Source organism: Arthrobacter sp. GAS37, from assembly GCF_044908325.1.
GTDB lineage: Bacteria > Actinomycetota > Actinomycetes > Actinomycetales > Micrococcaceae > Arthrobacter > Arthrobacter ramosus.
In genome coordinates this window covers 1-11,529 of sequence record NZ_JBIYDB010000070.1, presented here as the reverse complement: position 1 = coordinate 11,529, position 11,529 = coordinate 1, and the positions used below count along the sequence as shown (strand labels likewise).

The window sequence follows — 11,529 nt, the reverse complement described above, 5'->3', positions numbered from 1 at the left end:
TAGGACCTCGCCTCATGTCCAGAAGCAGACCGCGCCCTGGAGTCGGTTCTCGAGCCGATTTTCGTCCGTCGCACTGAAGAATTCCCGACGGTTCTCAGGCCACAGATTCGATACCGAGTTGGTGCCGCCGAGCTCCAGGCTGATCAAGTGATCGTATTCCGTGGTCTTCATTGCGACCTGGCCGTATTCGCGCAGGCTCTCGGTCTTCACCTTGTCCGTGTTCGAAGCGGGCGGGCGCACCGTGGCCGTGTAGCCGCTCGTGCAAATGGTTGAATCGATGTTCTCCTGCGTAACCGCTGGATCAGCGGCCCCTGGAGTGCAGGCCGGGTCCGGCAGGTACTCGCCGGTGGCGGCATCGACCACCTTGGCCGAGCACTGTCCGGCGGCAAGCTGCTCGTCAGTAGCGACGATGCCGGGGGAGTGGATGGACTTCACGGCTGCGGCCGTTCCCGAGGGTGCACCCCCGGGAACGGCCGTAATTGCCTGAGAAACTGCCGGTGACGAGGCCTTGGTCATCGCTTCGGCGGGGCGGGTCCCCTGCTGGCATCCGGTGAGGGCCAATGCGGCAAAGAGGAATGCGGCGGGCAGGGCGAGGTGTTTGCGGAAGTTCATGACCCTCAGGTGTTCGGCGGCTCGGAAGACTGTCCCCGGAAAGGGAAAAGACGGGCGGGAGCCGGTAGCTCCCGCCCGTCTTTTCTATCCTGTTGCCTGGTCTTCCCAGCGACCGGCGCGCCGACGCCGGCAGCTTTGCCGTCCAGAAGGTTCTTCGTCCCGTGGGCAATGAATCGGACCACGTTCTCCCCGACGGCGGACCCGTCCGCTTGGCCAATAGCGTAAGCCAGTTTTTCGAGCGTGCCAGTGACTGACTGGCGTGCGTACCGCTCCTCAAGACCCCAGGACACTCCTTCGGTGACCAGGTCCTCGACCGTCAGGGACGGCTGGAGGGCGCGGTCGTTGACGTGAAGTGACATGTTCAACTGGCCGTTGGGCGCAAGTGCCTGGGTGGAGACGTCGTAGAGCGGCGCGATGGTGACGGCCCCGTCGTCGGTCCTCCGGGTGGCGAAGTTTTTGGCGCGAGCGTCAGTGTTGCCGACCGCGGTATTGAAGGCAGTGTGCGCAAGCAGCATCTCGCGGTCATCGGGTCCGGCGTCGAAGATGTCGCGGCGGCGTCGCAGCAGGCCGGCCAGACTCCGCAGGTTCGCGGCGGGATTGACGCCTTCGAACTTGCTGTCCGTGTCCCAGGGCAGACCCAGAGCCTGGGCGCCGTCCTCCTGGTGGATGCGTTCGACGCCGCGGCTGGAGACCCGGCGGTCGTAACGCTCCAGGACGAGGACGGTCCGGCCCGCGAAGGTGCGCACGTCGCTGGCAAAAGTGGTCAGCCCGATCCGGCGGGACAGTTCCAGGCAGTAGGCCTCGGAGTGCAGTGCCTGTTCGTTACCTGCGGCCACCGGCTTGATGATGTGTGTGGAGGCGGCGCCGTCGACCCCGGCGTGCCACGCCCCGTCGAGCAGGGCAAGGGTGGTCTTGGGCTGGTATCCGGCCAGCGCACCGCCGCCGCCGACAGCGCCCAGGGCGTAGTCGTTGATCAGTGTCAGCCGTTCGGCGATCTGCTCGTCGGTCAGGGGTTCATAGGATTCCGCCGGTTCACCGGGGTCTCCGCCGATCCGGATCGCGCCGGCGACGTCCCGGCCGGCATAGGAGACCAGGGCGTAGACGTCGTCGCGGCTGGCCTGGGCCTGTCTGGCCAGATTGGACCGGCCGGAGCCTTCCGGCAGCAGCCCGCCGAAGAACGCAGTCGCGGCGTCGGGCGTTGAGGGCCGGGGTCCAAGCGGCAGATTGGCGGACAGGATCCGCGAGCCGATCCCGAACCGGGCCATCCCGGCCTCGGAGGACTCGAATCTCACCGTGTTGGCACCGGCCCGGACCATGCTGCCGATGACGGTGCCGTAGAGGTGGACATCCTGGGCCTCAGCCACGGTTGCGGTCCCGGAAGGTCAGCTCGATCCCGAGCTTCTCCATGACAGCGAAGAACTGGTCATTGAGGACTTTGGGCTTTCCGGTCTCGAGTTCGGAGAGGTACCGCTGGCTGACCCCAAGCCGTGCGGCCAGATCGCGCTGGGAGAGCCCCGTGCGCTGCCGTATGCCGTAGACCATCAGGCCCAGGTCCGAAACAGACTTCATGATGCCGTGCATTCGACCACCTTGATGAGCTACTCGTAATCGATCTTGAGAATTCCGATGCATGCCAGGCCGTGCAAGCAGCCGTGAACTTAAAAAGTAAGCCCCGCTCATTCCAATGGAATGGCGGGGCTTTTCGAGCTTCCTATCAGAATCGAACTGATGACCTTTTCATTACGAGTGAAACGCTCTACCGACTGAGCTAAGGAAGCACCGCGTTATCGTCCGGGTACCGGCTGAATCACGCAAGATACAACTGTAATAGAGTCACCTCGTCCGGGTCAAAACAGCCCCGGGCGGAGGTCCCGTGGCAGCGTTGTTGCGGAATTCATCCGCTCGTCGCGCCGGGTTCAGGCCGTCGTCGCGGACTGGGGGCAAGCTGGGCGGACTAACGTGGCCGCACGATTTCGGTCATCAACCAGCGAAGGGGCGCCATGAGCATGGACAGCGGCAAGAGGATCAACGCGGACGACGCTGGGGCGCACCGTGCGCAGCGGCTCCGGCTTGCTGTCTTGGACATGGTGGGCACCACGATTACGGACGATGGTCTTACTGAGCGTGCGATGTCCCTCGCCCTGCAGGAGACCGGCGTTGAGCTTGGTTCGCCTCGCTTCGAAAGCATGCTCGGCTACGCTCGCGACACCATGGGCTTTTCCAAGTTGACCGTTTTCAGCCACCTTTTTGAAGAAGCTCAACGGGCCGAGAGCGCCAACAAAGCCTTCGAGCGCGCCTACGATGATCTGATTGCCGACGGCGGCGTCCGGGCTATTCCAGGTGCCGAGGAAACCATCGACTGGTTGCGGGACTCCGGCGTGAAAGTCTGCCTGGCTACGGGCTTCGGCCGGCACACCCAGAACATGGTGCTTGAGTCGCTGGGCTGGATGGGGAAGGCGGATCTGAGCCTGTGCCCCGCCGACGCCGGCCGCGGTCGCCCTTACCCGGACATGATTCTCACGGCCGTATTGGCCCTTGACCTGGATGATGTCCGCGAGGTCGTCGTGGTGGGGGACACGAGCTCGGATATGTTGTCCGGGGTTCGCTCCGGCGCCTCCGCCGTGGTGGGCGTGCTTACTGGCTTCCACTCCGAGGCGGCTTTGCGCGCGGCCGGCGCCACCGCCGTCGTGCCCTCAGTCAAGAACCTTCCCGCGCTGCTGGAGCCCCGCGCCGCACGGCTCTAGCGCCGGGTCCTCAACGATTTACCACTTTTGGACCGGTGTCGGCCACGCGGAAGCCGTCAATCCGCCACCTCCGCCGTGGAGGGCTGCCAAAAGTGGTCAGACGTGGCGGGCCAAAAGTATGAAGTTGTCCACATAGGCGTATTGAGGGCTCCGCAGCAACCCTGCACGCAGGCATCGTGGAGCCATGGATCTCATAACTGCCCTTCGTGCACGGGGAGGCGTGGCCATGCGCAGGGACCTCCTCAACGCGGGAGTCGGCGCCTGGCAGCTCAGAACTGCGGCACGGCGGGGCGGAGTGGTGGTTCCGTATCGCGGCGTCGTGGCCTTGGCGGGTGCACCCCCGGAATTCACTGAGGCCTTTCGGCACGGAGGTGTCCTCACATGCATCTCGGCTGCCCCACATTATGGACTTTGGCAACTGCATCCGACCACCGAGCTCCATTTGGTCTGCGGTAACGGACTACCGCGCGACGGCGTAGTGCTGCACCGGAGCGCTTCGTTGCCACCCTTGCCTGGCCGACCGGTGGCAGCTCTTGCCGATGTACTGATGCATGCCTTGCGATGCCGGCCGCCAGCTGAAGCGTTGGTCATGGTTCAATGTGCCGTTGCACGTGGCGACATAACCGTGGAGTTCCTACGCAGAAACCTGCCCGGTAACCGGAACGGCCGGGCGAGGGACGTCTTGGATCTCGTGCGCCGGAGAGCCGATTCCCTCCTTGAACCACTGGCGGCCATGCACTTCCATCAGGCTGGAATCGCTTTCGTGCAGCACGTGGAACTGCCCGGCGTGGGGGAGGTCGATTTCGTCGTCGAGCGCTTCTTGATCGTTGAGCTGGACGGCAAGACGCACTTCGAACCCAGGGCCATCAAGAGGGATCGACGCCGGGACAACACTTCTGTTGCCGGCGGCTTCACTGTGTTGAGGTACTTCTACGAGGACGTTGTTCACTACCCGGAGGCCATGGTCGCGGAAGTGCAGGCCGCCATCCGGGCCCACCATTCCGGGCTACGCCTCAACAAATGACCACCTTCGCCGTCCCCAAGGACCAAACATCCGCGCAGCGGCGGGGATGGCCGTCTCAACCCAGCTCCAAAAATGGTCAGAAGTGGCGGCCGCCACGCCCCCCACACAACAGAACCACCCAACAGTCAGCACATAGTCCCGTCTGAAGGTACCTTTCCATCCACGAAGTAGTTGTCCACGGCGTCGGACACGCACTGGTTCGAGCGGCCATAGGCGGTGTGGCCTTCGCCCTTCCACGTCACCAGGGAAGCGTTGCCGAGTTGTTTCCGCAGTGAACCAGCCCAGGCGACAGGCGTCGCGGGGTCCCCGGTGGTGCCTACGACCACAATCGGCGCCGTGCCGGTGTACTTGACGGGAGCCGGGGTGTGCACCGGCTTGTAGGGCCAGTCCTTGCAGTTGATGCCGGTGTAGGAGAAGTAGTAGCCGAAGGTGGGGGAGAGCTGCTTCAGCCGGGCTTCCTCGGAACGCATCCCGGCCGTGTCCGTGACCATGGGGTAGTCAAGGCAGTTGATGGCGTTGAACGCGAAGGCGGTGTTTGACGTGTAGGTGCCGTTCGGATCCCTGTCCGCGCCGAAGTCGGCAATCCGAAGCATGAGCGACACGTCGCCCTTGAACGCGGCCACCAAAGCCTGGGTCAGGACGGGCCACGATTCGTTGTCGTAGAGCGGGGTGAAAATACCGCTGACGAAGGTCGCCCCGGTAACCAGCCGGCCGTCCTTGGCCCGTTTGGGATTCTGCTCGACGTCGGCAATGAGGTCCCGGATCTGCTGCACGCCATTATCGACGCTGCCTGTCAGGGGGCATCCGGACTTCGCCTGGCAATCCGCCACATAAGTGCGGAGCTCCTTTTCAAACGCCTCTGCCTGCCCCGCGGTGAGGTCCTCGTTGTTGAGGGACGGATCCACTGCGCCGTCCAAAGCAAGCTTGCCGACGTTGTTCGGGAACAAGGACGCATAGGTGGCGCCCAGGGAGGTTCCGTAGGAGAAGCCCAGGTAGTTGAGTTTTGCGTCGTTCAGCACTGCGCGGAGGATGTCCATGTCCCTGGCGGAGCTGGCGGTGTCAATGTGCGGCAGTGCGGGCCCGGACTTTTCCACGCACTGGGCATTCATGGCCTTGGTGTCGGCCAGTGCCGCGGCGATGCCCTGGTCGGTGTCATAGTTGTACACCTTCTCGCGGGAAGCGTCCCGCTCGGCGTCGCTGAGGCACGTCACCGGCGCCGACCGCTTGACGCCACGGGGATCGAATCCCACCAGGTCGAAACTGGACCGCAGCTTGCTGGTGAAGTGCGTCTTCGCCGCGTCCCTGACGAAGTCGTAGCCTGAAGCGCCGGGGCCGCCGGGATTCACGAGCAGCGAACCCTTCTTTGTGCCCTGGCTCTGGAGCCGGATGGCAGCGATGGAGATGCTGCCACCATCGGGTTTGGCATAGTCCACCGGCACTTTGATGTTTGCGCACTGGAATCCCTGCTCACAGGACGTCCAGTTCACTTTTTGGGAGTAGAAACTCTCCAGTCCTGCCGGCGCCGCGGCGGCGATGGACGCGTCAGGGGTGCTGACGTTGCCCCCGCCGGACCCGTTGCTGGCGCCATCGTTGGGCACCGGCACGGAGAACACGCAGCCGCTCAGCAGCAGGCTGGCGGAGACCGTGGCAGCGACTGCCGCTGCCGCCCGCCGCAATGAGGGGAACCGTGTCCTGGAACTGGACCCGGCGGGCCGGCGTCGTGCGGGGGTCATGCGTTTCTCCTCAGGCTGGGGAAGCGTGCTGTACTTCTAAACTATCCGGCTATTGCTGAATCAGGCTGCTCGCCATGGACTCGACGGCCAACAGCGGTGCCACGTTGGTCGTGGTGATCCGCACGCGTGCCTTGTTGATGGCATCCATTCGCGCCAAGGTGATCTCAGGCGTGGAGCCGGCCGCGTAGGCCTCCAGTTCACTCCTGAGTTCAACGTTGACCAACTCCACGGCGTTCCCCAGCTGGATCACCAGGACATCCCTGTAGAAGGACAGCAGATCCGTCAGGGTACGGTCGAGGGAATCTGTGATGGAGCGCTTGGCACGCCGTTTCTGGTCGTCCTCAAGCTGCCTCACCTGGCTGCGCATCGACGGAGGCAGGGTGCCCGACTCCGGAGCGCCCAGGCTCGCGAGCAGTGCGACCTTCTCGGCGGCATCGCGTTCGTCGTTGGAGCTGTTGGCCTCATCAGTCGCGATCTTGACCAGCTTTTCGGCCATCATTACGGCGGCAGTGACGCCCCGCAGGCCCAGCGGGAACCGGACAGTTTCCATCCGGCGCTCCCTGGCCTCCGGATCGCGGGCCAGCCGACGTGCAATTCCGATGTGGCTTTGGGCAGCGCGGGCGGCCCGGTCCGCAATGGCGGGGTCGACGCCGTCGCGCCTCACGAGCAGGGCGGCGACGTCGGCAGCCGGCGGAATGCGGAGGGTCACCGGGCGGCAACGCGAGCGGATGGTGACCAGCACATCCGCGGGCGACGGCGCGCACAGCATCCAGATGGTCCGGGGCGTGGGTTCCTCGATGGCCTTGAGGAGTACGTTGGTGGTGCGTTCGGCCATACGGTCCGCGTCCTCCACCACAATGATGCGCCAACGGCCCGACGCCGGCCGGTCGCCGGCCTTGGACACCAACTGGCGGGCTTCTTCGATGGTGATGGTGACCTTCTCCGTGCGGACAAAGGTCACGTCGGAGTGGGTCTCGCCAAGGATGGTCCGGCACGATGCGCATTCGCCGCAGCCGCGAAGTGCGACGTCGTCCTTCTCACAGTTCAATGCCGCCGCGAATGCCTTGGCCGCGTTGGAACGGCCCGAACCCGGCGGTCCGGTGAACAGCCATGCGTGCGTGAGGCCCTCGCCTTGGGCGGCCGCGCGCAATTGTGCGACGACGGGCGCCTGGCCCTGGAGCTCGTCCCAGACGCTCATGTGCGGCTCCCAAGTAAGTCCTGCACGCGACGGAGAATCTGCGCGGCGAGGTCCCCGATTGCGTCGTTGGCGGGCAGCACGAGGTAGGTCTCCGGGTGTGCATGTGCCAGTTCCAGGAACGCGGCACGGATGCGGGCGTGGAAATCGTCCGGTTCCGACTCGAGCCGGTCCTCGGCAGCGTCTCCGGCAGTTCTGCGGTCCCGGCCATCGCCCGGGTGGACGTCCAGGAGTACTGTCAGGTCCGGCTCGAGGCCTTCGGTGGCCCATTCGTTGAGCCGCCTGACGTCCACGGTGCCGAGATCCCTGCCGGCACCCTGGTAGGCGACGGAGGAGTCTATATAGCGGTCCGTGATCACCACTGAACCCTGTGCCAAGGCCGGGCGGATGACCTGGTTTGCATGGGCAGCCCGGGAGGCTGCGAACATAAGGGCTTCGGTCCGGGGATCGATAGTGCCGTGGCCGTGGTCCAGCACGAGGGAACGCAGCTTTTCGCCGATCGGTGTGCCTCCGGGTTCGCGGGTGCGCAGCACGGAAAAGCCGAGGGACTCGAGCGCCTCTGCCAGGCGGGCGGCCTGCGTGGACTTGCCGGCCCCGTCTCCGCCCTCGAAGGCGATGAAGAGTCCCGGGCGCTGGTCCGGCGGGGGGCTCTGGTCCTGCTTGAGGCGCTGCGTAGTCACGGATCTAAGCGTACAGAGGAACACTGACAGTGCCCGACGACGGCGCTCGCCGAACCGCGCGGGACGAACCCTGCCGCTCGGCGAGACTCAGGCGTAACACCTTTCCAGCGCCCGCTCCCCGCGCCGTAGGCTGGAGCAATGAGTCTTTCCCGAGAGCATGCCGCAGATCTGTCCCCTGACACTGTGGTGGTGGCGGCAGGCCGTCCCGAACGAAGCCATGACCAACCCGTCAACCCGCCCATCGTTCTGTCCTCCACGTATTTCGGCACAGGAGCACTGAGCGACGGGGACCGCGGCTACGGACGCTATGCCAACCCCACCTGGGATCCGTTCGAGGAAGCGCTGGCCCAGCTGGAGGGCGCCGAGCTGCCCGGCTTGCTCTACGCCTCGGGCCTGGCCGCAGTGAGCTCCGCGTTGTCACTCGTGCCGGCCGGCGGAGTCCTCGTCATGCCCACGCACAGCTACGCAGGATCTCTCGTCATGGCTACCGAACTCGCGGCCAAGGGCATCCTTGAACTGCGGACCGTTGACATCGCGGACACCGATGCCGTCAAGGCCCAGCTCGCCCCCGCGGATGGAAAAGCAGCCAGCATGCTGTGGATTGAAAGCCCCACTAACCCGATGCTCGGCATCGCCGACGTCCAGACCCTGGCCACCGCTGCCCATGAGGCTGGCGCCATCGTGGTCACGGACAACACCTTCTCCACGCCGCTGGTTCAGCAGCCCCTCAGCCTGGGCTCCGACGTCGTGCTGCATTCGGTGACCAAATACCTGGCGGGACACTCCGATGTCGTACTCGGTGCCTTGGTTACCTCGAATGCGGAGCTGCGCGCGGAACTCCTGCACCACCGCATCATCCACGGCGGCATCGCGGGTCCCTTCGAGGCCTGGCTCGCGCTCCGTGGCCTGCGCACGCTGGCACTCCGGATCGAGCGCTCGCAAGCTTCCGCCGCGACGTTGGCCGAGCGGCTGAGCACCCACCCGCGCGTCGAGTCCATCCGCTTCCCGGGCCTGCCCACCGATCCCGGCCATGAGCGGGCCAAGTCCCAGATGAAGGGCTTCGGCTCCATCCTGTGCATCCAGTTGGCCGCGGACGGAACCCGCAGCGGGGCCGACGCAGCAGATCAACTGGTTCGTGCATTGCATCTGTGGATCCCCGCGACGTCGCTGGGCGGGGTCGAATCGCTCATCGAACGCCGACGCCGGCACACCGCCGAGCCGCTCAGCGTGCCGGACAACTTGGTCAGGATGAGCGTCGGGATCGAGAACGTCGAAGACCTCTGGACGGATTTGGAGCAAGCGCTCACGTCGCTTGACCGCTAGGCTTGTGGGCGTGGACGGAAAAATTTTGATTTCATACATCCAGAATGGGATTTGGTTCATTCTGGGACTGGTTGCCTTCGCTTTGGAGCTGTGGGCGCTGGTCGATTGCCTGCGCCACAAACCCTCGTCCTTTGAGGCAGCATCGAAGCGCACCAAGACCTTCTGGCTGGCCCTGACCGGCGTCGCCGCGGTGATCGGCGGACTTTCCCTCCTGGGTGGCGGTGGTGGCTTTGGCATCTTCGGCATCGCTGCCGTCACCGCGGCGTGCGTCTACTTGGCGGACGTCCGTCCCGCGGTGAAGGAAATCGGCAACAGCGGCCGCAACCAGGGGCCATACGGTCCCTGGTGATCCCCGCCGGCACCCTAAGCTCGCAAGCCCGCTCAGGGAACCCTGCCGGCGTGGGCCCAACCGGAACTAAGCCGGGGCCACCGCTGACCAGTCGACGGTGAGTTCCCCTAGGCGCCAACGGGACGTTCCGTCCTGAAGGGGCCAGCCGGCGTCGCGCATTGATTGGCACATAGCGGTCCACCGCTGCTTGTTACCAAAGGACGCAAGCGGTGCGGCCTCCAGCCAGGCCTGGTCCAGGGCATTCAGGAAAGCATGAATGCGTTCCCCTGGGATATTGCGGTGGATGAGTGCCTTCGGAAGGCGTTCGGCCACGTCGGAGGGCAGTTCGAAACCGCCGAACCGCATGGACAGGCTCAGGCTCAGCGGCCCGTTCGGATCCAACGCAACCCACGTCACTCTGCGGCCGATTTCGTCACACGTGCCGTCGATGAACAACCCCTGCGGTGCCAGCCGCGACTGCACCATCGCCCAGATTCCGGCCACATCCGATTCCTCGTATTGCCGCAGCACGTTGAAGGCCCGCACCAACACGGGATTGCCCGGAACAGGGACCTCGAAACCGCCCACGTGGAAACTGAGCCCGGGCCTTTCCAGGGATTTCGCGACCCGGACGCGCTCGGGTTCGATCTCGATCCCGCACACGCGGACGTCGGGGCGGACTGCCTGCAGCCTTTCGAAGAGTTCGACGGCGGTGGCCGGGGAAGCGCCGTAGCCCAGATCCACTACCAAGGGGTCGACGGCGGAGCGTAGCCGCCATGCCTGCGGGCCCGCCAACCAGCGGTCCAGACGGCGCATGCGGTTGGGATTGGTGGTGCCCCTCGTGATGTTGCCGACGGGTTTGCCGCGTCTTCCGTGCACCCGCTCTGCTTTTTGCACCACCGTCCCACTTTATCCTCCAACGCGGGGTCACTTACGGCCCATCCGACGCACAAACACCGGCGCTAAGTGACCCCGCGTTGCGGTCAAGGGGTAAGGGCGTAACGCCGGGCAACGGCAGGGCCTGATCGCTTAGGATGAAAACCATGACTTACAAGCTGATTCTGCTGCGCCACGGCCACAGCGACTGGAACGCCAAGAACCTGTTCACCGGCTGGGTGGACGTCGACCTGAACGACCAAGGCCGCGAGGAAGCAGCGCGCGGCGGAGAGCTCCTGGTCGAGAACAACATTCTCCCGGACATCCTGTACACGTCCCTGCTCAAGCGGGCCATCAACACCGCGAACATTTCCCTCGACAAGGCCGACCGCGGCTGGATCCCGGTCAAGCGTGACTGGCGCCTCAACGAGCGCCACTACGGTGCACTGCAGGGCAAGGACAAGGCCCAGACCCTCGCCGAGTTCGGTGAAGAGCAGTTCATGGAATGGCGCCGCAGCTACGACACCCCGCCGCCCGCGCTCTCCGATGACAGCGAGTTCTCCCAGGTGAACGACGTGCGCTACGCGGGCCTCGGCGATGCACTCCCGCGCACCGAGTGCCTCAAGGACGTCCTGGTCCGTCTCCTGCCGTACTGGGAGTCAGACATCAAGGAAGACCTCAAGGCTGGCAAGACAGTCCTGGTCACGGCCCACGGCAACTCCCTGCGCGCTCTCGTCAAGCACCTGGACGGCATCAGCGACGAAGACATAACCGCTCTGAACATCCCTACGGGCATCCCGTTGGTCTACGACCTCGACGAAAACTTCCAGCCGATCAATCCCGGCGGAACCTACCTCGACCCTGAGGCCGCGGCGGAGTCCATCAAGGCTGTAGCTGCCCAAGGCAAGAAATAAGCTCTTGAGAAAACGACGGCGGGCGGGCCCCCCCCCCCCCGGGGGGGCCCCCCCGGCTGGCCCCCGCCCACGGCCACACGCGAACAACACCCCGCCGCGG

Annotated in this window: 12 protein-coding genes and 1 tRNA gene; 5 read left to right on the top strand and 8 right to left on the bottom strand. The window is 65.0% G+C overall.

Annotated elements, in window-relative coordinates:
* Positions 1 to 12 precede the first annotated feature (12 nt).
* From ABH924_RS24495 to ABH924_RS24480, 4 genes are all read right to left on the bottom strand, one after another.
* Entirely contained in the window at positions 13 to 612 is a 600-nt protein-coding gene (locus ABH924_RS24495; protein WP_404503085.1) for a hypothetical protein, read from the bottom strand.
* A 5-nt stretch (positions 613 to 617) separates the two neighbouring features.
* Positions 618 to 1,976 carry a type II toxin-antitoxin system HipA family toxin gene (locus ABH924_RS24490; protein WP_404503083.1) on the bottom strand — a complete coding sequence of 453 codons (1,359 nt, stop codon included), beginning with the start codon at positions 1,974 to 1,976 and terminating at the stop codon, positions 618 to 620.
* Positions 1,969 to 2,193, bottom strand: coding sequence for a multiprotein-bridging factor 1 family protein (locus ABH924_RS24485; protein WP_404503081.1), 225 nt, complete (start codon positions 2,191 to 2,193; stop codon positions 1,969 to 1,971). Before ABH924_RS24485 ends, ABH924_RS24490 begins: the two co-directional genes overlap by 8 nt.
* A 124-nt stretch (positions 2,194 to 2,317) precedes the next feature.
* Positions 2,318 to 2,390, bottom strand: a tRNA-Thr gene (locus ABH924_RS24480).
* Between the two features lie 222 nt (positions 2,391 to 2,612).
* On the opposite strand from ABH924_RS24480, the gene ABH924_RS24475 reads away from it, so the two are divergent.
* Positions 2,613 to 3,356, top strand: coding sequence for an HAD-IA family hydrolase (locus ABH924_RS24475; protein WP_404503079.1), 744 nt, complete (start codon positions 2,613 to 2,615; stop codon positions 3,354 to 3,356).
* A gap of 184 nt (positions 3,357 to 3,540) precedes the next feature.
* Positions 3,541 to 4,380 (top strand): DUF559 domain-containing protein, encoded by an 840-nt coding sequence (locus ABH924_RS24470; protein WP_404503077.1) that lies wholly within the window; start codon positions 3,541 to 3,543, stop codon positions 4,378 to 4,380.
* Between the two features lie 125 nt (positions 4,381 to 4,505).
* Here the strand turns inward: ABH924_RS24470 and ABH924_RS24465 are convergent, their stop codons facing one another.
* From ABH924_RS24465 to tmk, 3 genes are read right to left on the bottom strand one after another with little or no spacing between them, the layout of a single operon-like run.
* The gene (locus tag ABH924_RS24465; protein ID WP_404503075.1) at positions 4,506 to 6,113 is read right to left on the bottom strand and encodes an alpha/beta hydrolase; all 1,608 of its coding nucleotides are present in this window, start codon (positions 6,111 to 6,113) and stop codon (positions 4,506 to 4,508) included.
* 49 nt (positions 6,114 to 6,162) lie between these two features.
* Positions 6,163 to 7,311, bottom strand: coding sequence for a DNA polymerase III subunit delta' (locus tag ABH924_RS24460; RefSeq protein WP_404503073.1), 1,149 nt, complete (start codon positions 7,309 to 7,311; stop codon positions 6,163 to 6,165).
* Positions 7,308 to 7,988 carry a dTMP kinase gene (gene tmk, locus ABH924_RS24455; RefSeq protein WP_404503071.1) on the bottom strand — a complete coding sequence of 227 codons (681 nt, stop codon included), beginning with the start codon at positions 7,986 to 7,988 and terminating at the stop codon, positions 7,308 to 7,310. Before tmk ends, ABH924_RS24460 begins: the two co-directional genes overlap by 4 nt.
* Positions 7,989 to 8,126: 138 nt before the next feature.
* On the opposite strand from tmk, the gene ABH924_RS24450 reads away from it, so the two are divergent.
* Both ABH924_RS24450 and ABH924_RS24445 read left to right on the top strand, forming a co-directional pair.
* A complete protein-coding gene (locus ABH924_RS24450) occupies positions 8,127 to 9,311 on the top strand; it encodes a trans-sulfuration enzyme family protein (protein ID WP_404503069.1) in 1,185 nt (394 codons plus the stop codon).
* Between the two features lie 10 nt (positions 9,312 to 9,321).
* Positions 9,322 to 9,660 (top strand): DUF2516 family protein, encoded by a 339-nt coding sequence (locus ABH924_RS24445; protein ID WP_404503067.1) that lies wholly within the window; start codon positions 9,322 to 9,324, stop codon positions 9,658 to 9,660.
* Positions 9,661 to 9,726: 66 nt separating this feature from the next.
* Here ABH924_RS24445 and ABH924_RS24440 read toward each other — a convergent pair whose 3' ends face one another.
* Positions 9,727 to 10,539, bottom strand: a complete 813-nt coding sequence (locus ABH924_RS24440) for a class I SAM-dependent methyltransferase (protein ID WP_404503065.1) — start codon at positions 10,537 to 10,539, stop codon at positions 9,727 to 9,729.
* A gap of 143 nt (positions 10,540 to 10,682) precedes the next feature.
* Here ABH924_RS24440 and ABH924_RS24435 point away from each other — a divergent pair, with 143 nt between their 5' ends.
* Positions 10,683 to 11,429, top strand: a complete 747-nt coding sequence (locus tag ABH924_RS24435; RefSeq protein ID WP_404503063.1) for a phosphoglyceromutase — start codon at positions 10,683 to 10,685, stop codon at positions 11,427 to 11,429.
* Positions 11,430 to 11,529 lie beyond the last annotated feature (100 nt).

Excerpts from the sequence above, each read along its gene's own strand:
- ABH924_RS24495 (WP_404503085.1), bottom strand. The coding sequence starts at position 612 with ATGAACTTCCGCAAACACCTCGCCCTGCCCGCCGCATTCCTCTTTGCC.
- ABH924_RS24485 (WP_404503081.1), bottom strand. The coding sequence starts at position 2,193 with ATGCACGGCATCATGAAGTCTGTTTCGGACCTGGGCCTGATGGTCTAC.
- ABH924_RS24475 (WP_404503079.1), top strand. The coding sequence starts at position 2,613 with ATGAGCATGGACAGCGGCAAGAGGATCAACGCGGACGACGCTGGGGCG.
- ABH924_RS24470 (WP_404503077.1), top strand. The coding sequence starts at position 3,541 with ATGGATCTCATAACTGCCCTTCGTGCACGGGGAGGCGTGGCCATGCGC.
- ABH924_RS24465 (WP_404503075.1), bottom strand. The coding sequence starts at position 6,113 with ATGACCCCCGCACGACGCCGGCCCGCCGGGTCCAGTTCCAGGACACGG.
- ABH924_RS24460 (WP_404503073.1), bottom strand. The coding sequence starts at position 7,311 with ATGAGCGTCTGGGACGAGCTCCAGGGCCAGGCGCCCGTCGTCGCACAA.
- ABH924_RS24450 (WP_404503069.1), top strand. The coding sequence starts at position 8,127 with ATGAGTCTTTCCCGAGAGCATGCCGCAGATCTGTCCCCTGACACTGTG.
- ABH924_RS24435 (WP_404503063.1), top strand. The coding sequence starts at position 10,683 with ATGACTTACAAGCTGATTCTGCTGCGCCACGGCCACAGCGACTGGAAC.